We start from the raw sequence: 23363 nt of genomic DNA, 5'->3' as shown, positions 1-23363 counted from the left end.
TGGCCGAAGCTCGGGGTCACACGATGCAGCTCAGATTCTTCCTTGCCGCCAGCGTAGCCAGCCTGTCGCTCGCCGCCGGTCTCTCCACGCCGGTGATGGCGCAGGAAACCTCGTCCGCGATGCAGGGTTCGGTCACCGCCAGCGGCAAGGCCGTTGCCGGTGCGGCGGTCACGATCACCCATGTCCCCTCGGGCACGACCACGGTCGCCACCACCGACGGTTCGGGCGTGTTCAACGCCAACGGGCTGCGTCCGGGCGGACCGTTCACGGTCAAGGTATCGGCGGCGGGCTATCCCGATGCCTCGATCACCGATGTCTACACCGTTGTCGGCCAGACCTTCAGCCTGCCGATCGACCTGTCGAGCAGCGACCTGTCGAGCCCGGGCAGCGAAGGCGGCGCGATCATCGTCACCGCCACGCGCATCAAGGGCGCGGGCAGCCTTTCCGCCGGGCCGACCACGGTGCTCACCACGCAGGACATCGCCAAAGTGGCCTCGGTCAATCGCGACATCCGCGACCTGATCCAGCGCGATCCGTTCGCCACGCTCGACACCAGCCAGTCGTCCGGCCGCCAGGTGACCTTCGCCGGGCAGAACCCGCGCTTCAACCGCTTCACCATCGATGGCGTGGCGATCACCGACAGCTTCGGGCTCAACCCCGATGCGCTGCCTTCGCGGCGCGGGCCGGTGCCGCTCGATTCGATCGGCCAGTTCGAAACCAAGGTCGCGCCCTACGATATCCGCGAAGGCTTCTTCCAGGGCGGCGTGATCAACGCCATCCTGCGGTCGGGCACCAACAGCTTCCAGGGCACCGCGTTCTATTCGTTCAGCTCGGATGAACTGACCGGCAAGAAGACCAAGTCGTACATCACCAACCCGACCGGCGTGGTCACCCAGCCCAACTTCACCAGCAAGGACTTCGGGGTAGAGCTCTCTGGCCCGATCATTGCCGACAAGCTGTTCTTCATGGTCGCGGCGGAGCGCGTGCGCGCCAGCCTGCCGGTGCCCAACGGCACGGTTGATGACAACGCCGGTTCGCCCGTCACCAACCTGACCAGCGCCACGGTCGCGCAGATCCAGGCGATCTCGAAAGCGCGCTACAACTTCGATCCGGGCGGCATCCTGCGTACCAATGGTGACAAGGACGACCGCATCGTCGGCAAGCTCGACGCGAACCTGTCGGACACCCAGCGCCTGTCGCTGACCGGGCTGTACACCAAGGATTCGCAGCTGGTCGCCACCACCACCAGCAACACCTCGCTGGGGCTGGAATCGAACGCCTACATCAAGCCGAACAAGCTGCGCGCCGGGATTCTGCAGCTGAACTCACAGTGGAGCGACAACTTTTCGACCGAAGCGCGCGCGATCTACAAGGCGTATGACAGCGGCCAGTTCCCGCTGCTGGGCCGCACCGCCGCGTTCACGATCTGCACCGCGCCGACATCCGATCGCACCGCCGGTGGCGCCACCACGACCAACGTCAGCCTGAGCTGCCCGACCAACGTTCCGACCGTCGTGATCGGCTCGGGCGGTCCCAGCCAGTCGAACATCCTGACCGTGCGCAGCTGGGGCGGATCGCTCGTCGGGCGATTGATCGCGGGCGATCACAATGTGCGCGAACTGTTCGAATTCAACCACACCAAGACGTACAACCTGTTCGTCAATCCCTCGGCCGGCACGTACTATTTCGATTCGCTGGCCGATTTCCAGAACGGCAACTCGCAAAGCTTCAGCTACAACAACGCCGGGTCGCTCAACCCGAACGATGCCGCCGCCAAGTTCAGCTACACCACCTACACGTTCGGCCTGCAGGACGATTGGCGCGTCAATCCGATGCTCAATGTGTCGCTCGGTGTCCGCTATGACCTGTTCGGGTCGGGTTCGCGGCCCGCGCTCAACCCCAACTGGTTCAAGCGCTACGGCTATTCGAACACCTCGTTCCTCAGCGGCCGGGGGCTGTTCCAGCCGCGGTTCGGCTTTACGTTCAAGCCGATGCCACGGCTGATCGTGCGCGGCGGCGGCGGCATCTTCGGCGGCGGTTCGCCCGATGTCTATGCCGGCAACGCGTTCTCCAACACCGGCGTGCTCAACACCTCGATCACCGCGCGCCAGACCGATGGCGGCGTGTACCAGCTCAACGGCGCGGCCAGTGCCGCTGCGGGGACGATCCTCAACAACCCGTCGTTCACGACGATCCCCACCGCTGCGGATACCGCGCTGCAGGCGGCGGCGGCGGGGCTGACCACCAACCCCAACGCCACCACCACGCTCAACGCGCTCGACCCCAACCTGAAGATCCCGTCGCAGTTCCGCGCGACGCTTTCGACTTCGTACACCGCCAACCTCGGCCCGCTGGGCGATGGCTGGGTGTTCGGGCTCGACGGGCTGTATTCCAAGGTGCGAAGCCAGCTGATCGTCACCGATCTGCGCTCGATCCCGATCGCGGGCTCGCTCACGCCCGACGGCCGCCAGCGCTATACCAGCAAGATCGGCAACGCGAACGACACTGGGCAGGATCTGCTGCTGACCAACACCAAGTACGGTCGCAGCTACATCGGCGTGGCCCGCCTGTCGAAGCACTGGGACTTCGGCCTCGATACCAGAATCGCCTACACCTACCAGGACGTCCGCGATGCTGGTGCGCTGACCTCGTCGATTGCCTCGTCGCTGTACAACAACGGATCGTACCTCGATCCCAACTTCGGTGCGCCGGGCCATTCGAACGACGAAGTGCGCTGGGCATTCAAGTACAACGTCTCGTTCGAGCACGCGTTCTTCGGCGATGCCAAGACCCGCCTCGACATCTTCGGCGAGACGCGCGCGGGATCGCCGTACAGCTATGTGTTCCAGGATACCTCTGGCGGGCGCAGCACCACGTTCGGCACGGCGGGCAGCAACAGCCGCTACTTGTTCTACGTGCCGACGGGGATCAACGATCCGCTGGTCGCGTATGACAGCGCGGCCACTGCCACCCGGATCGACCAGATCATCGCGGGCAGCGGGCTGGCGCAATACCGGGGGCAGATCGCACCGCGCAACGCGTTCCGGTCGAAGGCATTCACGCGCATCGATCTTCACCTGGAACAGGAAGTGCCGTTGCCGCTGGGTTCCAAATTCTCGGTGTTCGGCGATATCGAGAACGTCACCAACCTGATCAACCACAACTGGGGCCAGCAGCTTCGCGCCAACTTCCCCTACAGCAAGATCGTGTCGAAGGTGACGTGCGTGGCGGTCGGCGCCAATGCCTGCGCGCAGTACAAATATTCGTCGCCGAGCAACGATACCACGCTGGCCGACCAGCTGATCACCACCAACGGATCGTCGCTCTACACGATCCGCGTGGGCGTCCGCCTCAGCTTCTGATCCGATCGAACAGTGCCGTGCTTGAGGCGCGGGGGAGGCACATTGCTTCCCCCGCGCTTTTTGTTTGCGGCGGGCGCCGATTGTGCGATTTTCCACTCATGGCTGCGACCAACGGTTTCATACGAGCGACGTGCCGTTTCAAAAGCCGGGCGGCGCGCAACTCAGGGCTTTGGGGATGACGAGAATGTCGAGGATATTTCTGCTTGCCGGTGCGGCCATCGCGGCCATCGTTTCGGGATCGGGCGCGGCGCAAGCCACCGCCTGTGCCAGCGCCGGCGCGACCCCCGTCACAGTGGGCCAGCTGATGGCGATCGCGCCCGGCGCGGCCGCGCGGTTCGCGGTCGATCTGGCCGCCGGTGAAGGCGTGCAGGTCGATCTGACAACGGCCGGCGATCCCGCCGGTTCGGACAAAAGCGACGGGTCGGGTGGCGCTGACGCGGCACCCACCGGGCTTGCCGCGTGCGACAGCCGGGGATCGGTGCTGGCGCCGCTGCCGAGCGAGGTGTTCGTCAAGGGCGGCAGCCTCACCGCCGGCGACGATGGCCTGCACTTGCGCTTCGTCGCCCCGGCGGCAGGTCGCTATGTGATCGTCGCCGATCCCGCCGACGGTCCGCGCGAGTTGCTGCTGCGGCACCGCGCGATCGCGCCAGGCGGGACCAGCGTGATCAAGCTGGACCTTGGCGGCAGCGATTTCATCAAGGTGTCCAAGACCACCCCGCGCGTGTTCGCGTTCGAGGCGAAGCCGGGGCAATGGGTGCGGATCACCGCCAATTCGCCCAGCGACACCGTGCTGCATCTTGCCGGCGCGGCGCCGGGCGGCGGCTATGCCGTGCTGGCCGACAACGACGATGCCGACGGGCTCAATCCGCGCATCACGACCAGGCTGGTCCGGGGCGGCACGTATTACGTCCAGCTCGAATCGCTCGCCAGCGACCCGGACGACGTCACCATTCTGATCGAACCGACCCAGGCACCGCCACCACCGCCACCCCCGCTCGCGCTGAAGGCCGGGACGACGGTCAGCGGCAAGCTCGCCAGCGGTGACGACCGGCGCATCTACGTGCTGCCGGTCATCGCGGGGCACGCCTACCGGCTCGATCTGGATGCGGCGTACGATGCGGTGATCGAGGTGGGCATGGCCGATCCGATCGAACCCGACGGCAGCGACGAACCCGGCGACGGCTTCTCCGCGCTGCGCACCAAGGACGACGGCACGTCGGGCAAGGAGAAGCTGGCGTTCACCGCGCGCACCACCGGCCAGGTGCTGGTGCAGGTGCGCGCCTACGGCATCGACGATGGCGACGGCGGCTACACGCTGGCGGCCACCGACGGGGGCAACTGACCGGCTCTACCGATACACGCAGCCGTCCAGCGCCGCGCCGCGCACCGTGCCGATGCGCGCGGCGATGGCGTTGCCGTGGCGGCGGGTGAACCCGGTCGCGCCGTTGACTGCGCGCACCTTGGGCTGGGGAAAGGCGGCGGCGATGCGCGCGGCCTCGACCGGGCTCAGGTGCAGCGCGGGCTTGTTGTAGTACCGCTGCGCACCGGCTTCCACGCCGTATGTGCCGATCCCGGTCTCGGCCACGTTGAGGTACACCTCCATGATCCGGCGCTTGCCCCACAGCGTCTCGATCAGCAGCGTGAACCACGCTTCCAGCCCCTTGCGCAGATAGCCGCCGCCCTGCCACAGGAACACGTTCTTGGCGGTCTGCTGGCTGATCGTCGATCCGCCGCGGATGCGCCCGCCCTGCCGGTTGCGGACAAAGGCTTTCTCGATCGCCACCGGATCGAAGCCGTTGTGCAGGCAGAACTTGGCATCCTCGCCCGCGATCGCGGCATCGACCATGTTGCGATCGATCTCGCCCAGCGAGGTCCAGTCCTTGGAGAAGCCGCTGGGGTCGGCGAGCATCGTCACCGTCACCGGCGGCGGCACGAACCGGTAGATCAGCACCAGCCCGACACTGAGCGCGAGGAACCACACGATCAGGCGGCCCAGGAACCAGCCGAGGCGAAAGGCGGGCCCGTGGCTGGCGGTCGGTCGCGAAGGCTTGAGCATCTTGAACATCGCGCCAAGCTGTAGCCGTTCGCTGCCGGGCCGCAAAGCGGGCGGAGCGAGAGATGGCGGGAAATTCATGTGCGCGGCGCGATGCGGCGCGTTACCGCGATTGGCATGACAAATGCCTATCATCCCCGAGCCTTGTCGCTCGTCATCGTGCTGGCAGCGGGGGTGTTCACCGCCGCACCTGCACTGGCCGAAGATCGCGAGTTCTGTGCCAACCGGCCCGGGCTCGACACGCCGCCGTGCACGATGGCGCCGGGCACGGTGATGGCCGAAGTAGGGCTCGCCGGCATCCAGCACAGCAGCGACGGCGGGGCGAGCAGCGACGTGCTGACCGCCGCCGATCTCGCGCTCAGGGTAGGCATCGCGCAAAGCGCCGAACTGGAACTGGGCGTGACCGGATTCGTGCGCGACCGCGAGACCGATGCATCGGGCCAGCGTTCGACAACCAGCGGCGTGGGCGATTCGTTCGTGGCGATCCGGCGTGGGCTGGCGGGCCCCAACGGCCCGGTCGCGATCCAGGTCTATGCCACGCTACCCACCGGCAAGGCGGGCGTCGGCGCGGGTGACTGGGGCGCAGGCGTGCTGCTGCCGATGCAGTTCGACATCGGCCACGGATTTTCGCTGGCGCTGACGCCCGAGGTCGATGCGGCGGTCAATTCGAGCGGGAACGGGCGCCACCTTGCCTACGGCAGCGCTGGCGGCCTGTCGCATCCCCTGACCAAGGCGCTGACGCTCACCGGCGAACTGGCGGCCTTCCGCGACAACGATCCCGGCGGCCACGCCACGCAAGTCACGGCCGCCGGATCACTCGCCTGGCAAGTCGCGGACGACTGGCAGCTCGATCTCGAAGGCGACGCGGGGCTCAACCACAACACGCCCGACTACGCGATCATGATCGGCGTGGCGCGGCGGATCAGATAAGTTCTGGCCCCTCCTCGTCAGAGGAGGGGTTGGGGTGGTGACTTGAAAACGTGGCGGATGCGGAAAGACCCCACCCCCGACCCCTCCCCTGAAGAGGAGGGGAGCAAGTGGCAGATCACGCCATCGCGGGCAGCAGGCGCCGTTCGCCGGCGATGCGCTGCATCGCCTTCTGCAGCTTCTCGAACGCGCGCACCTCGATCTGGCGGACGCGTTCGCGGCTGACGTTGTAGACCTGGCTCAGTTCCTCGAGCGTCTTGGGATCATCGACCAGGCGGCGATCGGTGAGGATGTGCTTCTCGCGGTCGTTGAGGCCTTCCATCGCTTCCACCAGCATTTCGTGGCGCACGGTGGCTTCCTCGGCATCGGCCACGGTCTGGTCCTGCAGCGGGCGATCATCGACCAGCCAATCCTGCCACGTGCCGTCGCCGTCCTCGCGCATGGGGACGTTGAGCGAGGCATCGCCGCCCATCATCATGCGCCGGTTCATGTTGACCACTTCCTGCTGGGGCACGCCCAGCGTGGTCGCGATCTTCAGCACGTCGTCGGGGTGAAGATCGGTATCCTCGAACGCCTCGAGGTTCTTCTTCATCCGCCGCAGGTTGAAGAACAGCTTCTTCTGCGCGGCGGTGGTGCCCATTTTCACCAGGCTCCACGAGCGCAGGATGAACTCCTGGATCGAGGCCTTGATCCACCACATCGCATACGTCGCCAGCCGGAACCCGCGATCGGGCTCGAACTTCTTGACGCCCTGCATCAGGCCGATGTTGCCTTCGGAAATCAGCTCGCTCACCGGCAGGCCATAGCCGCGATAGCCCATGGCGATCTTCGCCACGAGTCGCAGATGGCTGGTCACCAGTTGTGCGGCGGCTTCGGGATCGCCATGTTCCTGATAGCGCTTGGCGAGCATGTATTCCTGCTCGGGCTTCAGCACCGGAAACTTGCGGATCTCGGACATGTAGCGATTGAGGCTGGCTTCGCCACCCAGCGCGGGGACGGACAGCGCATTTCTCTGGTTACTCACCTGAACACTTCCTTTCGTCGCGTCGGAACCCGTTGCGTCGACCCCTGGAGCATTAACCCCTACCCGGGCATCGTGCGGTGGGACCACACATCATTTGTTGTAGCGCGCGAGCATCAGCTTGAACCCCCCAGTTCGACGATCAGTTCCCCTATATCGACCGGCGTCGGGCTGGAAAAAAGAACAGGCGCGCCGGTGATCGGGTGGATGAACCCCAGCTGCGCTGCGTGCAGCGCCTGGCGTCGGAAGCCGAGCCTGGCGAGAATCGGCCGGATTGGGGAGGGTGCGCGTCCATAGACAGGGTCTCCCAATAGCGGATGGCCAATTGACGCAAGGTGAACGCGCACCTGGTGAGTCCTACCCGTTTCGAGCCGGCACTCGATCAGCGCCGCGCCGTCGAGCCGTTGCAGCGTGCGGTAGTGGGTCACCGCATGCTTGCCGCGCCCTTCGCCCTTGCCGTCGCGGGCATCGACCAGCGCCATTTTCTTGCGATCGTGGACGGACCGGGCGATCGCGCCGCGAATCGTGCCTGCAGGCGGCATCGGCTGGCCGCCGGTGACGGCAAGGTAAGCGCGGGTGATCGAATGGTCGGCAAACTGGCGGGCCAGGCCTTCGTGCGCGGCATCGCTCTTGGCCACCACCAGCAGGCCCGAGGTGTCCTTGTCGATGCGATGGACGATCCCGGGCCGCGCGACTCCGCCGATGCCCGAAAGCTGGCCCCGGCAATGATGCAGCAGCGCGTTGACCAGCGTCCCGTCGAGGTTGCCGGCGGCAGGGTGCACCACCAGCCCGGCGGGCTTGTCCACCACCACGAGGTGCTCGTCCTCGAACGCGATGACGAGCGGGATGTCCTGCGCCACGGCGGTGGCGGTGGTCACGTGCGGGATGGCGATCGACCAGGCCGATCCGGCGGCGACCTTGGCCGATGCCTGCACGGGCACTTTGCCGTCGATCCGCACGCGCCCGTCGTCGAGCAGCGCCTTGACGCGTTCGCGCGACAGGCCGCTGGCGTCGGCCAGCGCCTTGTCCAGCCGCGCTGCGTCGCTGGCGATCACGCCGGCAAGGATGTTTTCGCCATGGCCCCCCATGCTAGGGAAGATGGGGACGGAGTCGGGCATGACAAGATTGGATGCGACGGGAATTGCACTGGCGGGCGATGTTTTCGAACGCCTGCTGGCAGAAGCGCAGCGCGCGGCTCCGCTCGAATGTTGCGGGCTGCTGCTGGCGCAAGCGGCCGATCCGGGCCGCGTGACCGCACTGGTCCCGACAGCGAATGTTTCCGCCACCCCGCACGAAAGCTTCGAAATCGATCCGGCGGCGCTGCTGGGCGCGCACCGCGCCGCGCGATCGGGCGGACCGGTGCTGGCCGGCTTTTACCATTCGCACCCCAACGGGCGGCGCGATCCGTCGCCGTGCGATGCGACGATGGCCAGCGGCGATGGCCGGGTCTGGGCGATCATCGCCGGCGGCCGGGTCGGGTGCTGGCGCGATACCGCCCACGGCTTCGAACCACTTTTCTACACGATCGTGGATAACTAAGGGCATTCGGGCGGTGCGCCGCAGGGAAAAGGGGGTGATTGTGCGCCAAGGCGTGTAAACATCGTCAACTTCGCCAGAAAAAAGGCCGGAATCCTGAACATGACCACTGCCACGCTCACCACCTCTTCGCTCGATCTGGCGAGCCTGCTCTGTTCGCGGCTGTGCCACGACATGCTGAGCCCGGTCGGCGCGCTCTCCAACGGGCTTGAGCTGCTGGCCGAGGAAAAGGACCCCGAGATGCGCAAGCGCTGCTTCGAACTGCTCGAGCAAAGCGCGCGGATTTCCGCCGACAAGCTCAAGTTCTTCCGCCTCGCGTTCGGCGCGGCGGGCGGCTTTGGCGATATGGTGCCGGTGGCCGAACCGCGCGCGCTGGTCGACGCGCTGGTCGGCAACGCCCGGCGCATCGAGGTCAACTGGTCGCTGGGCTGCGACAGCCTGCCCAAGCCTGCGGTCAAGACGCTGCTCAACCTCGCGCTGATCGGCATCGAGTCGCTGGTGCGCGGCGGTACGCTCGACATCGCCGCCGAACAGCGCAGCGGCGCCAGCGAGATCGCGATCCGCGCCGCCGGCCCGCGCATCGCGTTCGATCCCACGATCGGCGCCGCGCTCGACGGATCGTTGCCGGTCGAGGAGTTGTCCAGCCGCACCGCCGCCGCCGCGATGGTCCACCAGCTTGCCTCCAGCCTGGGCGGGGGCATCCAGTTTGCGGTGACCGCCGATGCGCTGGTGATGGGCGCGGTGCTTCCGGTCGGCTGACCCGCCATGGACGACGAACTCGTCACCCGCGAAAACCTCTCGCCCAACTGGAACGAGCGGACGCTGCCGGTGACGATGCTCGTGCTCCACTACACCGGCATGCAGACCGGCGCGGAAGCCGAGGCGCGACTGGTCGATCCGGCAGCGCAGGTCAGCGCGCACTACATCATCCACGAAGACGGCTGCGTGGTGCGGCTGGTGCCCGAGGACAAGCGCGCGTGGCACGCCGGGCGCAGCTTCTGGCGCGGCATTTCGGACGTCAATTCGGCCAGCATCGGCATTGAACTGGTCAATCCGGGGCATGAATGGGGCTACCGCGAGTTCCCCGAGGCGCAGATGGACGCGCTATTGCCGCTGCTCGCCGCGATCGTCGACCGGCACGACATCCCGCGCGCCAACGTGGTCGGGCATTCGGACGTGGCCCCGGCGCGCAAGGACGACCCGGGCGAACTGTTCGACTGGCCGCTGCTGGCGCGCCACCACCTGGCGCTGCCCGTGCCCAAGCCGCGCATGCGGCTGGTCTATGACAACGACAGCGCGTTCTTCCTCGCGCTCGAACGGTTCGGCTACGACATCTCCGATGGCCACGCCGCGATCCGCGCGTTCGAGCGGCGCTGGCGCCCGCACAAGATCGCCGGGGAACCCGATGGCCAGATCGGCGCGATGCTGTTCGAACTGCTGCTGCAGCGCGACATGGGGCAGGCAAGGTGAGGCGTTTCCTTTCTGGCGCATGGTGCTATGCGCGGTGCGCCAGGGGGCCGGGCAGCCGCGTCATTGCGCAAGCAATGCCGAGGAAAGTCCGGGCTCCACGAAACAAGGGTGGCGGGTAACGCCCGCCGGGTCGGCATTTCGGTGCCGGCTTAGGGAAAGTGCCACAGAGAGCAGACCGCTAACCCCCGCTCCGGCGGGGGCAGCAAGGGTGAAAGGGTGCGGCAAGAGCGCACCGCGGGACCGGCAACGGAACCGGCATGGTAAACCCCACCCGGAGCAAGACCGAATAGGGGCGGCGGGCTTTTCCGCAAGGAGAGGCGGGTGTGTTTCGCACCCCGATCGCAAGATCGACGACCGCCCGGGTTGGTTGCTGGAGCGTTGCCGCAAGGCATCGCCTAGAGGAATGGCTGCCGGCGCCGCTGCCGTCCCGCAAGGGAAACGGGCGGCGTCACAGAACCCGGCTTACAGGCCCCCTGGCATCTCGTTTTCGTCTCCATCGTCGTCGTCCCCGGCGGGCGGCGGTTCGGTCGAGAGGAACCAGCGTCCTGCGCCTTCCAGCCCGACCGCGGTCAACCGGCCCGAGGCATAGGCGCCGGTGTCAATGCCGATGCGGTTGGCGCGCTGCACGACATCGTCGGTGATGGTGTGGCCGTGCACCACGATGCAGCCGTGGTCGGTCCGGTCTTCGAGGAACTCGCTGCGGATCCAGCGCAAGTCGGCCTTGTGCTGCTGGTCCAGCGGCACACCGGGGCGGATGCCGGCGTGGACGAACAGGTAATCGCCGATCAGCACCTGGTCTTCCATCGCCGCGATGAATTCCATGTCTTCGGCGGGCACGAAACCGGGCATCAGCTTGCGCAGTTCGCCCAGCGTGGCGCGATCGTATTCCTCGCGCTCGATCGGGTAGCTCAGCAGCGTTTCCTTGCCGCCGTGGAGCAGGAAGTGGCGCAGCACTTCGTCGCGCTTGAAGCTGCCGATGAACATTTCCTCGTGGTTGCCCGCGATGGTCCGCACCGCGCGCCGCCGGCCAAGGTCGCGTGCGGCGGCGATCACCCCGGCGCTGTCGGGTCCGCGATCGACCAGGTCGCCCAGCAGCACGATCGTGGTGTCGGCCGGCCCGCGCGCCGCATCGTCCGCCTCGACCATGGCGATCAGTTCATCGAACAGATCGCGCCGCCCGTGGATGTCACCCACCGCATAGACGCGCTGACCCGCGGGCACCTCGGCAGCGAGGACGGGGGCGGACGACCGCGTGAAAAGGGCGCGAAGTTTGTTGATCATCGTTTTGCGATCACGACCGGACTGGAGACCCGGTTCCGGAACGTGCCTATAGTGAGTGGCCTTGCGGCCGGCAAGCCGACTGCGGCGCGCGATTGTTGCATTGAATTGGCTAACCGGCGATGAACCCGTTGCAAGCGCTCATCCCATCGCCGTCAGGAAAGACCCGCCGTGACCAAGTTCCTCCACACCATGATCCGGGTGACCGATCCCGATGCGACGATCCGTTTCTTCAAGCTGATCGGTCTGGAGGAAGTGCGCCGGTTCGATAGCGAGAAGGGGCGGTTCACGCTGATCTTCCTCGCCGCGCCGGGCCAGGACGGGATCGCCGAGGTCGAACTGACGCACAACTGGGACCCGGAAGACTACAGCGGCGGCCGCAATTTCGGGCACTTGGCCTACCGCGTCGACAACATCTACCAAACCTGCCAGCGGCTGATGGACGCTGGCGTGGTCATCAACCGCCCCCCGCGCGACGGCCACATGGCGTTCGTGCGCTCGCCCGATGGAATTTCGGTCGAACTGCTGCAGGATGGCCACCTGCCGCCGGCAGAGCCGTGGGCCAGCATGGCAAACACCGGCAGCTGGTAGGCGCGCCTCAGCTGTCGACCAGCCGGTAACCCACGCCCGGCTCGTTCTGCAGCAGCACCGGCGCGGCGGGGTCGGCTTCCAGCTTGAGCCGCAATCCGCGCATGGTCACGCGCAAGTACTCGACATCGTCGACGTGGGCCTCGCCCCAGATCGTGCGGAGCAACTGGGCGTGGGTCACCACGCGGCCCGGATGGCGGGCCAGTTCGGCCAGCAGGGCGAATTCCTTGCGGGTCAACCGGACCTCGACGCCGTCGCGCGTCACCCGGTGGGCGAGGATGTCGACACAGATGGCCCCGACAGTGACCTCGCCGTGGGCAGAGGCGAACGGCAGCTTGTGCCGCAAGGCCGTCCGTATGCGGGCCAGCAGTTCGTCGGTGTCGAACGGCTTGACCACATAATCGTCGGCCCCCAGATCGAGCGCGGCGACCTTTTCGGAAGTTGCGTTGCGCGCGGTCAGCACGATCACCGCGCGATCAATCGCCTTGATCAGCGGGACCAGCTCGATCCCGTCGCGATCGGGCAAGCCGAGATCGAGCAGCACCAGCTCGCACCCTTCGCGCCGGGCCAGGATCAGGGCCTCGCCCGCCGTCGCGGCTTCGGCGACGGCGAACCCGGCGCGCTCGACCGCCCCGCGCAACAGCCGGCGTATCGCCAGCTCGTCGTCGACGATCAGGATATGCGCGTTCATCCGGCGTCCTTGGGCGCGCGGCGGATGAGCGAGCCGGGCCACACGATCTCGAACCGCGATCCGCTGCGGTCTGCGCGGTTGCCGGCGGTGACCGCAAGGCCCATGGCGTCGGCAAATCCCTTGACGATGGCCAGGCCCAGCCCGGTGCCGCCGGTCATGTCGCCGCCTTCGACGCGGGTGAAGCGGTTGAACAGCGCCGCTTCACCGCCGGCGGGCAAGCCGGGCCCGTCGTCGATCACCGCCAGCACCAGCCGGTCGGGCGACCGCCGCGCCTCGATCCGGATCTCGCTGTGCGCCGGGGTGAATTTTGCGGCGTTGCCGATCAGGTTGATCAGGATGTGATGCAGCATGCGCGGATCGGCATCGACCAGCGGCAGCGTCGGCGGCACATCGACCACCAGCTTGCGCTGGCCGAGTTCCGCGCGCAGATCCTGCACCGCTGCGGCCACCGCATCGATCAGGTCGATCGCTTCGCGGCGGACCGCCAGCACACCCGATTCGATCCGGGTCATCTCGACCAGATCGTCGAACACCCGGCGCAGCCTGCGCGCTTCGGCCATCAGCGTGTCGGTGGTGGCCGACGGTCCCGACCGGGCGGCGAGCGCATCCGCCGCCGCGACCACGGCGGTGAGCGGGGTCTTGAGGTCGTGGCCGATCGAGGCCAGCAGCGTCGCGCGCAGATCGTCGCGCTGGATCAGCGCGCTGACCTTGCGCGCCTCGGCATCGAGCTTGATCCGTTCCTGGGCCAGCGCGGCCTGGCCGAGCAGCGTGGCGAACAGGATGCGCCGGTCGGCGGGCAGCGGTTCGCTCTGGTCGGGCCGGGCGATGCCGAGCACGCCGAGCACGCCCAGCGAGGTCGTCAGCGGGTGGAACTGCCAGTCGCTGGCATTGAGCGTGGCGGTGGCACGCCCGGTCACGTCCTGCCGTTCGAACGCCCATTCGGCTGCGGCAATGTCGATCGGGCCGAGCGCGGGATGGGCCGGCGTCGCACCGATGACGATGACCTCGCGATTCGTGCGCGTGGCGAGCAGCGTGGTGACGCCGAGCAGGCTGGCGACCTCCTCGCACACGGCCTCCGCCGTGCCCGCTTCGTCGGACACCGAGGCCAGCCGTTGCCCGAAGGCGGCGATCGCGGCATTTTCGATGGCGGTGCGCGCGCCGATGGTTGCTTCGCGGCGCAGTTGCCCGGCCAGCTGGCTGGCGAAGATCGCCACCCCGGTCAGCACCAGCATCGTCATCACGTTCTGCGGATCGCTGACCGTGAAAGTGTAGATCGGCGGCAGGAAAAAGAAGTTGTAGGCCAGCGCCGCGGCCAGACTGGCGATCAGCCCTGAGCGCAAGCCATACAGCGCCGCGGTCGCGATGACCGGAACCAGGTACAGCAGATCGATCGAATTGTGCCCGATCAGCCGCGCCAGCGGGATCGCGGCGGCCGTGGTCAGCGCCACCAGCAACAGGCCGATGCCGGTCCCCGAGATGTTGAGCGGCCGCCGGGTGCCCGCTTCGGCCCGAACGATCCCCGCCGGGACAACGGTGGGCATCACGTGGATCGCGACGTTCTCCAGCCCGCGCACCAGCTGGTCCACCACCGAGCCGTGGCGCAGCTCGAACCACCAGCTGCGCTGCGACTTGCCGATCACGACCACCGTCGTCCTGGCTTCGACGATGTGGGCGCGCAGGCCGTCGAGCACCGACGCGGCCGGGACGGTGGCCAGGCTCGCGCCCAGTTCGGACGCCAGCCTGAGCGCCGCCGCGATGCGCCCGCGCGCGTCTCCACCCAGGATGGCGCTGCGCGGTGTCTCCACGGTCACCGCCGTCCAAGGTGCCCGCATCGCATCGGCCAGCCGCTTGGCGGCCCTGACCAGCGCATCGCCGCCGGGCTGTTCACCCACCGCGACGACGATCCGCTCGCCCGCCGCCCAGTTGCCCGGTTCGCCGGCCAGCCGGACATGTTCGAGCATCTGCAGGTCGACCGTCTGTGCCGCCCGCCGCAAGGCCAGTTCGCGCAGCGCGGAAAGGTTGGACTTGGAGAAGAAATGCCCGAGCGCGCGCGTCGCCTCGTTCGGGATATAGACCTTGCCCGCCTTCAGCCGCTCGATCAGTTCGTCGGGCGGCAGATCGACCAGTTCGATCTCGGCGTCGTCCAGCAAGGCGTCGGGCACCGTTTCGCGCACCCGCACCCGCGTCAGGCCGGCGACGACGTCGTTGAGGCTTTCGACATGCTGGACGTTGAGCGTGGTCAGCACGTCGATCCCGGCGTCGCGCAGCTCCTCGATGTCCTGCCACCGCTTGGGATGGCGGCTGCCCGGCGCGTTGGTGTGCGCGAATTCATCGACCAGCGCGACAGCGGGCTTGCGCGCGATCACCGCGTCGATGTCGAGTTCGGACAGCTGGTGCGGGCTATGCGCGATGGCCTTGCGGGGCAAGACCTCGAACGGCGCGACCAGCTTTTCGGTCTCGGCGCGGCCGTGCGTTTCCACCAGCGCGACGATCACGTCCTGGCCCTGTGCCAGCATTTCCGCGCCTTCGCGCAGCATCTCGAACGTCTTGCCCACGCCCGGCGCGGCGCCGAGAAACAGCTTGAGCTTGCCGCGCGCTTCCTTCTTCGCCTGCTTCAGCAGATCGTCCGGCGTGGCTCGTCTGGGCTGGGCTGGGGTCACTGCACCTGCTTAACCGACAGGCGGTCGAGTTGTCGATTGAGCAGCAGCACATTGACGTGGGGCTCACCGATCAGGCCGAACAGCGGATAGCTGGTCCGGCTTTCGACCAGCGCGCGAACCTGCGGCTCGGCAAGGCCGCGCGCCCTGGCGATGCGTGCGGTTTGCGCCAGCGCCGCCTCGGGGCTGATGTCGGGATCGAGTCCCGACGCCGATGTCGTGACGAGGTCGGCGGGCACGGACGCCCCGGTCAGGCCCTGCGCGCGCAGATCGGCCACGCGCGCGGCGATCGCATCGCGCAAGTCCTTCGATCCCGGCGCGAGGTTGGTCGCCGCCGACGCGCCGGCGTCGTATCCCTTGCCTGCGGCCGACGGGCGCGGATGGAAATAGCGCGGGCTGGCGAAGCCTTGCGCGATCAGTTCGGACCCGACGACCTGCCCGCCGTCGCGGATCAGGCTGCCGTTGGCCTGGTGGGGGAACGCGACTTGCGCGATCCCGGTCACCGCCAGCGGGTAGGCAAGCCCGGTCAGCGCCGAAAACAGCAGCAGCATGACGACGGCGGGGCGCAAGGCGGAGCGGATTTCGGCGAGCATCGCAAAGTTCCTGTGAATGACGGGAGCCCGTAAGCGTATGGGGCCTTAAGCCAGGTTGAGGCCGGTGACGGCAAGGTCGATCAGCTTGATGCCGGCGAACGGCGCGATCAGCCCGCCGACCCCGTAGATGGCAAGGTTGCGCGCCAGCAACGTGCCCGCAGGGGCCGGGCGATAGGCCACGCCCTTCAGCGCCAGCGGCACCAGCGCCGGGATGATCAGCGCGTTGAAGATGATCGCCGAAAGGATCGCGCTTTGCGGGCTGCCCAGCTTCATCACGTTGAGCGCCGCCAATCCCGGATACAGCACGATGAAGATCGCGGGCAGGATCGCGAAATACTTGGCGACGTCGTTCGAGATCGAAAACGTGGTGAGCGCGCCGCGCGTCATCAGCAGCTGCTTGCCCAGCCCCACGATCTCGATCAGCTTGGTCGGGTCGCTGTCGAGATCGACCATGTTGCCGGCCTCGCGCGCGGCCTGCGTGCCGGTGTTCATCGCCACGCCGACATCGGACTGCGCCAGCGCCGGGGCATCGTTGGTGCCATCGCCGCACATCGCGACGAGCTTGCCGCCTTCCTGTTCCTTGCGGATCAGCGCCAGCTTGTCCTCGGGCGTCGCCTCGGCGAGGAAATCATCGACCCCGCTCTCGGCGGCGATGGAGGCGGCGGTCAGCGGGTTGTCGCCGGTGATCATCACCGTGCGGATGCCCATCCGGCGCAGTTCGCCAAAGCGTGCGCGGATGCCGGCCTTGACGATGTCCTTCAAGTGGATGACGCCGAGCAGCCGGTTGCCTTCGGCCACCGCCAGCGGGGTTCCGCCCGATCGGGCAATGCCGTCGGAAATGTCGCGCATCGCCTGCACCGCTGCCGGATCGGCCGCCGCGCCGATGCGCTTGAGCACGGCATCGACCGCGCCCTTGACCAGCGCACGATCGCCGATCTGCAGGCCGCTGACGCGCGTCTGCGAGGTGAACTTGATCGCCACGGCGTCTTGGGGGATCGGGTCGCCATGGCCCGCCAGAACGACGATCGAGCGGCCCTCGGGCGTCTCGTCGGCCAGGCTGGCGAGGCGTGCGGCGGACACGAAATCGGCGTGCGCGATGCCGGGCAGGGGCAGTAACTCGGTCGCCTGCCGGTCACCGATGGTGATCGTCCCGGTCTTGTCGAGCAGCAGCGTGTCGATGTCGCCCGCCGCCTCGACCGCACGGCCCGACTTGGCCAGCACGTTGAACCGCACCAGCCGGTCCATCCCGGCAATGCCGATCGCCGACAGCAGCGCCGAAATGGTCGTCGGGATCAGCGTTACGAACAGCGCGACCAGCACCGGCACGGCGATGGTGCCGTGGGCGTAGGAGGCAAACGCGGGCAGGGTGCCGACCGCGATCAGGAATATCAGCGTCAGCCCCGCCAGCAGGATGGTCAACGCAATCTCGTTCGGCGTCTTCTGGCGCTGTGCCCCTTCGACCAGCGCGATCATGCGGTCGAGGAAGCCCTGGCCGGCGGCCGCGGTCACCTTGACCTTGATCTGGTCCGAGATGACGCGGGTGCCCGCCGTCACCGCCGAACGATCGCCACCCGCCTCGCGGATCACCGGCGCGCTTTCGCCGGTGATCGCGGCTTCGTTGACCGAGGCGACACCTGCGACCACGTCACCGTCCGCCGGAATCAGGTCGCCGGTTTCGACCAGCACGACATCCCCGACCTCGAGCTGGCTGGCGGCCACGGTCTCGAACAGGTCGCCGGTGCCGATCAGCAGCTTGGCCTTGAGCTCTGCCTTGGTCGCGCGCAGCGATGCCGCCTGCGCCTTGCCGCGCCCTTCGGCCATGGCTTCGGCGAAGTTGCCGAACAGCACGGTCAGCCACAGCCAGAACACCAGCTGCGCCTGAAACACGATCTGGCCCCCACCGATGACGATCTCGCGCACCAGCAGGATGGTCGAGAGCGTGGCGACCAGCGCGGTCACGAACATCACCGGCGTGTGGATCAGCTTGCGCGGGTCGAGCTTGAGGACCGCGTCGCGGGTGGCGGCTGCCATCAGCGGTCCGGTAAACAGCGAGGGAGATGGGGCGTTCATCGTCTGGGGGACCTAGTTCAGCGTGCCGGCAGCGACCTGGAACTGGTCGGCTATCGGTCCGAGGGCGAGCGTGGGGAGGAAGGTCAGGCCGCCAACGATCAGGATGATCGCCGCGAGCAGGCCGATCCACAGGGGACCGGTGGTGGGGAACGATCCCGGTCCCGGCGGGACGCGGCGCTTTACGGCCAGTCCGCCGGCAATGCCCAGCACTGGCAGGATCACCCCGAACCGGCCGAAGAACATGCCGATCGCCAGCGTGGCGTTGTAGAAAGGGGTATTGCCGCTCAGCCCGCCAAACGCACTGCCGTTGTTCGCCGCCGCGCTGGAATAGGCATAGAGGATCTCGGAAAATCCATGCGGGCCCTTGGCCAGCGGCCCGGCCAGCCCCGGCCCGACGACACTCGCCAGCGCTGCCAGCCCGAGGATGCACAGCGGCGGGATGACGATGGCGATCACGGTGAGCTTCATCTCGCGCGATTCGATCTTCTTGCCGACGTATTCGGGCGTGCGGCCCACCATCAGCCCGGCGATGAACACCGCCAGGATGGCGTAGATCAGCACGGCATAAAGTCCCGATCCAACGCCGCCGATCACCAGTTCGCCCAGCTGCATGTTGAACATCGGTACAAGCCCCGCCAGCGGCATCAGGCTGTCGTGCATGCCGATCACCGCCCCGCACGAGGTGGCGGTGGTGACCACCGCGAACAGCACCGTGGCGGCAATGCCGAAGCGCACTTCCTTGCCCTCCATGTTGCCGCCGGCGATGCCCAGCGCCTGATGGATCGGATTGCCCGCAGCTTCCGCCCAGTAGGCGAAGGTCACGCCCGCCAGCACCAGCAGCACCATCGCGGCGAGCAAGGACCAGCCCTGTTTCACATTGCCGACCGCCTTGCCGAACGTCAGCGTCAGCCCCGCGCCGAGCACGAAGATGCTCAGCATCTGGATGTAGTTGGACAGCGCACTGGGATTTTCGAACGGGTGCGCCGAATTGGCGTTGAAGAATCCCCCGCCGTTGGTGCCCAGCATCTTGATCGCCAGCTGCGATGCCACCGGGCCCAGCGCGATACTCTGCCTGGCGCCTTCCAGCGTGGTCGCGCCGACCGATGCATCGAGCGTCTGCGGTACGCCCAGCAGCACGTAGACCAGCGCCAGCACGATGCTCGCGGGCAGCAGCAGGTACAGCGTGACGCGGGTGATGTCGGCCCAGAAATTGCCGATGCCTTGCGCGCTGGCCCGGGCGAAGCCGCGAATGATCGCGAAGGCGACCGCGATGCCGGTGGCGGCGGACAGGAAGTTCTGCACCGTCAGCCCGGCCATCTGCGAGAAGTTCGACAGCGTCGATTCGCCGCCGTAATTCTGCCAGTTGGTGTTGGTGACGAAGCTGACCGCCGTGTTGAACGCCAGCCAGTTGTCGATACCGCCGAAATGCTGCGGGTTGAACGGCAGCACCGCCTGCAGTTTCAGGATCGCGAACAGCAGGCCGATCCCGGCCAGGTTGAAGCACATCAGCGCGGCGGCATAGCCGACCCAGCCTTGCTCGCGCGCCGGATCGACGCCCGACAGCCGGTAGCAGCCCTGCTCCAGCGGCCCCAGCACCCGGCCGAGCGGCATCGCCTCGCCCTTGTAGAGCGTGAACATCCAGTCACCCGCCGGCTTGGCCAGCGCGATGAACAGGGCGGTAAACAGGAGGATCATCCCCCAACCGGCAAGCGTCATGGCAGGCTCCATCAAAACCGTTCGGGACGCGCCAGCACGGCCAGCAGGTACAGCAGGATCACCAGCGCGACGAAGCCGCCCAGGACAAGGTCAACGGACATGGTTCGAGGCCTTGGGTGGGACGTGGAGAGATTGGGGATCGGGGAACATGGCGTCGGCCTCCTGATTGGCGACCGATATGCTGCGCTTGCCCGTTAAGCCGCGAGACGGAATGCGCCTTGCCGGCGTAAGCTGCGCGTAAAATGTCCAGACGGCGGCGTGCCCGCAGTATGGTGATCCACTTGCAACGTGCCTGATGTCGGTGGGGAAAATGGAGCGGGTAGCGGGAATCGAACCCGCCTAGCTAGCTTGGAAGGCTAGTGCATTACCACTATGCTATACCCGCGTCGTGGGGGCGATTGCCACGGCGGGCGCGCCGTCGTCAACCCGCTGCGGGCGTTTCTCCCGGCGGCGCCGTGCGGGCGCAGCGTGACACCACCAGCCTGCGGGCCTTTACCGGTTCTCCAGTTTGTTATACCGTATAACTAACACTGGAGGATGCCGATGAGCCAAGACCCGCAATTGCCCGCAGGGGCGATCGACCGTTTGCTGCGTCCGCGCTCGGTGGCGGTGGTTGGCGCGTCGGACAAGCCGGGGGCGCTGGGCACGACCTTGCTGGGCAATCTCGATCGCAACGGGTTTGCCGGGCCGATCTATCCGGTCAACCCCAAGCGCGACGAGATCATGGGTCGCAAGTGCCTTGCCTCGGTCGATGCGCTGCCCGAAGGGGTGGACGTGGCGGTGCTGGCGATCCCGCGCGCGGGCGTGCTCGATGCCGTGCTCGCGCTGGCCGGGCGCAAGGTCGGCGGCGTGGTGATCTTTTCGGCCGGGTTTGCCGAAGGCGGCGAGGAAGGTCTGGCCGAACAGCAGGAAATCGCCCGGATCGCACACGCGGCGGGGATGGTCGTGGAAGGCCCCAACTGCCTGGGCCTGGTCAACTACGTCGATCGCATCCCGCTGACGTTCGTCGAAACCAATGCCGTGCCGCCGGGAAATCGCCGCGCGACGGGCATCGTTTCGCAGTCGGGCGCGATGGCGGCGGTGCTGTCGACCACGCTGGTCGCGCGCGACGTGGGCGTCAGCTTTTCGATCTCGACCGGGAACGAGGCGGCCAGCGGCGTGGAGGATTACGTCGACTGGCTGGTCGACGATCCGGCGACGCATGTGATTGCGATGATCGTGGAGCAGTTCCGCAAACCGCAGCGCTTCCTCGATGCGGCGCGGCGTGCGCAGGCGGCGGGCAAGCCGATCGTGCTGCTGCATCCGGGCAAATCGAGCGCGGCGCGCGAATCCGCCGCCACGCACACCGGCGCGATGGCGGGCGACTACAAGTTGATGCGCGTGATGGTCGAGCGCGCGGGCGTGGTCATGGCCGAATCGCTGGAAGAACTGGGCGACATTGCCGAAATCGCGGTGCGCTGCGCGGTGCTGCCGTCGGGCGCCACCGCAGTGTTGGGCGAATCGGGCGCGTTCAAGGCGCTGGTGCTCGATCTGGCCGAGGAGCTGGAGCTGCCGCTGGCCGATCTGGACGACGACAATGCGCCCGCCTTGCGCGCGGTGCTGCCGCCGTTCGTTCCAGTGAGCAATCCGCTCGACATCACCGCGCAGGGCCTCAGCGAACCGGCGATCTACACGCGCACGCTGGCGGCGTTGCTGGATGACGAGGCGGTCGGCACGATCATCGCGGGCATCATCCAGAGCGATCCGGTGACCTGCACGATCAAGGTGCCGCCGATCCTGGCGGCGCTGGAGGGACGGGCGGCGACCAAGCCGGTGATCTTTGCCGGGCTCGACGAAGGGGCGGGCATCCCGGCCGAGCGCATTGCCGCGCTGCGCGGCGCCGGCATTCCGTGGTTTCCCTCGACCGAGCGCGCGTTTCGCGCGGTGCAGCGGTTGACCGCCTTTTCGGCGCGCGCGTTCGACGCGACCCACGCAGCGCCGCTGCCGGTTCCGGGGCTTGCCGGCATGGCGGGCGTGGTGCCGGAATATCGCGCCAAGCAGCTGCTGGCACCGCTCGGCATCCCGTTCCCGCAGGGCCGGTTCGCGGCGAGCGCGGACGAAGCCGTCGAGGCGGCCCGGGCCGTCGGCTATCCGGTTGCGATGAAGGCGCAAGCCGCCGCGCTGGGCCACAAAAGCGACGCGGGCGGCGTGCTGCTCAACCTGGCCGACGACGCGGCGGTGCGTGGCGGCTGGGACCGCATCCACGCCAATGTCGCGGGCTATTCGGCGGCGATCCACCTCGACGGCGTGCTGATCGAGGGCATGGGCCAGCGCGGACTGGAAATGATCATTGGCGCAAAAGCCGATCCGGAATGGGGTCCGGTGGTGCTCGCGGGCTTCGGCGGGGTGACTGCCGAGATCCTGCAGGACGTATGCCTGTTTCCTGCCGACCTGCCGCACGATGCGATCGTGGCGGGTTTGATGCGGTTGAAAAGCGCGGCGCTGCTGTCGGGCTATCGCGGCTCGCCCGCGCTGGATGTGGCGGCGTTGGCGCGCCTGATCGGTACGGTCGGACAGATCCTGCGCGCCGAGCCGCGCATCGCCGAGATCGACCTCAACCCCGTGATCCTGCACCCGGCGGGCCAAGGCGTGGTTGCGCTCGATGCGCTGATGCTGGTGCGGTGATATGGGCCTTCCCTGGCGTTCGCGGGAATCAGCCGGACAGAATCACGATATTCCCCCGATCCGCTCATCCCGAGCGAAGTCGAGGGACTCCGCGCCGCGTTCGCCTGCTGCGCAATGTGTCTCGACTACGCTCGACACGAGCGGTGACGGTGTGGATGAATCAAATTTCATCAGGCCCTAATGCCCGGCGAAATCCATCAGCGCCTGCACGATGACCCCGTCTCCGCGCAGCCGTTCGGCACCATGCAGGTCGGGCAGGTCGATCATGAACAGCGCGTGGTCGATGCGCGCGCCCGCCCGGCGCAGCAGCTCGGTGGCAGCGAGCGCGGTGCCGCCGGTCGCGATCAGATCATCGACGATCACGATGCGTTGGCCCGGCGGAACCGCACCGGGATCGATCTCCAGCCGGTCGCGGCCGTACTCCAGCGCATAGTCGATCCCGATCGTGGGGACGGGCAGCTTGCCCGGCTTGCGCACGAGCACGAAGCCGATGCCCAGGCGCGCCGCCACCGCCGCGCCGAAAATGAAGCCGCGGGCTTCCATCCCGGCGATCGCTTCCGCGTCGGCTGCGCGCGCCAGATCGGCCAGATGCTCGACCGACGCGGCAAAGCCATCGCCGTGGCTGATCAGCGTGGTGATGTCGCGGAACAGGATCCCCGGTGAGGGGAAGTCGGGCACGGTGCGCACCAGCGCCTTGAGATCGTCGGGGCTCATCATGTCTCCAGCGATAATCGCAG

At 67.4% G+C, this 23363-nt stretch carries 18 protein-coding genes, 1 tRNA gene, 1 other RNA gene and 1 pseudogene; 9 read left to right on the top strand and 12 right to left on the bottom strand.

Annotated elements, in window-relative coordinates; genetic code table 11:
- Positions 1-23: 23 nt before the first annotated feature.
- Together NL2_RS13730 and NL2_RS13725 are read left to right on the top strand one after the other, a co-directional pair.
- The gene (locus NL2_RS13730) at positions 24-3362 is read left to right on the top strand and encodes a TonB-dependent receptor (RefSeq protein WP_068076215.1); all 3339 of its coding nucleotides are present in this window, start codon (positions 24-26) and stop codon (positions 3360-3362) included.
- A gap of 184 nt (positions 3363-3546) precedes the next feature.
- The gene (locus tag NL2_RS13725) at positions 3547-4704 is read left to right on the top strand and encodes a hypothetical protein (RefSeq protein ID WP_068076212.1); all 1158 of its coding nucleotides are present in this window, start codon (positions 3547-3549) and stop codon (positions 4702-4704) included.
- A gap of 6 nt (positions 4705-4710) precedes the next feature.
- Here NL2_RS13725 and mtgA read toward each other — a convergent pair whose 3' ends face one another.
- The gene (mtgA, locus tag NL2_RS13720) at positions 4711-5418 is read right to left on the bottom strand and encodes a monofunctional biosynthetic peptidoglycan transglycosylase (protein WP_068076280.1); all 708 of its coding nucleotides are present in this window, start codon (positions 5416-5418) and stop codon (positions 4711-4713) included.
- Between the two features lie 114 nt (positions 5419-5532).
- Here mtgA and NL2_RS13715 point away from each other — a divergent pair, with 114 nt between their 5' ends.
- Positions 5533-6345: a transporter gene (locus tag NL2_RS13715; protein ID WP_169799512.1), complete on the top strand. Its 813-nt coding sequence runs from the start codon at positions 5533-5535 to the stop codon at positions 6343-6345.
- A 115-nt stretch (positions 6346-6460) separates the two neighbouring features.
- On the opposite strand, the gene rpoH is transcribed toward NL2_RS13715, so the two are convergent.
- Positions 6461-7366 carry an RNA polymerase sigma factor RpoH gene (gene rpoH, locus NL2_RS13710; protein ID WP_068076209.1) on the bottom strand — a complete coding sequence of 302 codons (906 nt, stop codon included), beginning with the start codon at positions 7364-7366 and terminating at the stop codon, positions 6461-6463.
- A gap of 113 nt (positions 7367-7479) precedes the next feature.
- Positions 7480-8451, bottom strand: coding sequence for an RluA family pseudouridine synthase (locus NL2_RS13705; protein WP_068076208.1), 972 nt, complete (start codon positions 8449-8451; stop codon positions 7480-7482).
- A gap of 28 nt (positions 8452-8479) precedes the next feature.
- Here NL2_RS13705 and NL2_RS13700 point away from each other — a divergent pair, with 28 nt between their 5' ends.
- From NL2_RS13700 to rnpB, 4 genes are all read left to right on the top strand, one after another.
- Positions 8480-8902, top strand: coding sequence for a M67 family metallopeptidase (locus tag NL2_RS13700; protein WP_068076279.1), 423 nt, complete (start codon positions 8480-8482; stop codon positions 8900-8902).
- Between the two features lie 99 nt (positions 8903-9001).
- Positions 9002-9658 carry a histidine phosphotransferase family protein gene (locus NL2_RS13695; RefSeq protein ID WP_068076206.1) on the top strand — a complete coding sequence of 219 codons (657 nt, stop codon included), beginning with the start codon at positions 9002-9004 and terminating at the stop codon, positions 9656-9658.
- 6 nt (positions 9659-9664) lie between these two features.
- Positions 9665-10369: an N-acetylmuramoyl-L-alanine amidase gene (locus tag NL2_RS13690; RefSeq protein ID WP_068076204.1), complete on the top strand. Its 705-nt coding sequence runs from the start codon at positions 9665-9667 to the stop codon at positions 10367-10369.
- A 39-nt stretch (positions 10370-10408) separates the two neighbouring features.
- An RNA gene (gene rnpB, locus NL2_RS13685) (RNase P RNA component class A) lies at positions 10409-10850 on the top strand.
- Positions 10851-11062: 212 nt separating this feature from the next.
- On the opposite strand, the pseudogene NL2_RS21660 reads toward rnpB, so the two are convergent.
- A pseudogene (locus NL2_RS21660) lies at positions 11063-11515 on the bottom strand (metallophosphoesterase); the annotation flags it as partial.
- A gap of 303 nt (positions 11516-11818) precedes the next feature.
- On the opposite strand from NL2_RS21660, the gene NL2_RS13675 reads away from it, so the two are divergent.
- Positions 11819-12238, top strand: coding sequence for a VOC family protein (locus NL2_RS13675; RefSeq protein WP_068076200.1), 420 nt, complete (start codon positions 11819-11821; stop codon positions 12236-12238).
- 7 nt (positions 12239-12245) lie between these two features.
- Here NL2_RS13675 and NL2_RS13670 read toward each other — a convergent pair whose 3' ends face one another.
- The 7 genes from NL2_RS13670 to NL2_RS13645 all read right to left on the bottom strand — a co-directional run bounded on the left by NL2_RS13670 (position 12246) and on the right by NL2_RS13645 (position 20347).
- Positions 12246-12926, bottom strand: a complete 681-nt coding sequence (locus tag NL2_RS13670; RefSeq protein WP_068076199.1) for a response regulator — start codon at positions 12924-12926, stop codon at positions 12246-12248.
- Entirely contained in the window at positions 12923-15586 is a 2664-nt protein-coding gene (locus NL2_RS13665; protein ID WP_068076197.1) for a DUF4118 domain-containing protein, read from the bottom strand. Before NL2_RS13665 ends, NL2_RS13670 begins: the two co-directional genes overlap by 4 nt.
- Complete coding sequence (gene kdpC, locus NL2_RS13660; protein ID WP_068076196.1) at positions 15583-16176, bottom strand: potassium-transporting ATPase subunit KdpC; 594 nt, start codon at positions 16174-16176, stop codon at positions 15583-15585. Before kdpC ends, NL2_RS13665 begins: the two co-directional genes overlap by 4 nt.
- Before the next feature lie 45 nt (positions 16177-16221).
- Positions 16222-18246, bottom strand: a complete 2025-nt coding sequence (gene kdpB, locus NL2_RS13655) for a potassium-transporting ATPase subunit KdpB (RefSeq protein WP_068076194.1) — start codon at positions 18244-18246, stop codon at positions 16222-16224.
- Between the two features lie 12 nt (positions 18247-18258).
- A complete protein-coding gene (kdpA, locus tag NL2_RS13650) occupies positions 18259-19962 on the bottom strand; it encodes a potassium-transporting ATPase subunit KdpA (protein ID WP_068076278.1) in 1704 nt (567 codons plus the stop codon).
- 11 nt (positions 19963-19973) lie between these two features.
- Complete coding sequence (locus NL2_RS20825; RefSeq protein WP_084356081.1) at positions 19974-20063, bottom strand: potassium-transporting ATPase subunit F; 90 nt, start codon at positions 20061-20063, stop codon at positions 19974-19976.
- Positions 20064-20273: 210 nt separating this feature from the next.
- Positions 20274-20347 (bottom strand) — tRNA-Gly (locus tag NL2_RS13645).
- A gap of 158 nt (positions 20348-20505) precedes the next feature.
- Here NL2_RS13645 and NL2_RS13640 point away from each other — a divergent pair.
- Positions 20506-22626, top strand: coding sequence for an acetate--CoA ligase family protein (locus NL2_RS13640; protein WP_157083170.1), 2121 nt, complete (start codon positions 20506-20508; stop codon positions 22624-22626).
- Positions 22627-22803: 177 nt separating this feature from the next.
- Here NL2_RS13640 and NL2_RS13635 read toward each other — a convergent pair whose 3' ends face one another.
- Positions 22804-23340 (bottom strand): adenine phosphoribosyltransferase, encoded by a 537-nt coding sequence (locus NL2_RS13635; protein ID WP_068076276.1) that lies wholly within the window; start codon positions 23338-23340, stop codon positions 22804-22806.
- Between the last annotated feature and the right edge of the window lie 23 nt (positions 23341-23363).

This window comes from Novosphingobium lentum NBRC 107847 (assembly GCF_001590965.1).
GTDB lineage: Bacteria > Pseudomonadota > Alphaproteobacteria > Sphingomonadales > Sphingomonadaceae > Novosphingobium > Novosphingobium lentum.
Note: the sequence above shows the minus strand (reverse complement) of the source record. Positions and strands in the feature narration are given on the sequence as shown.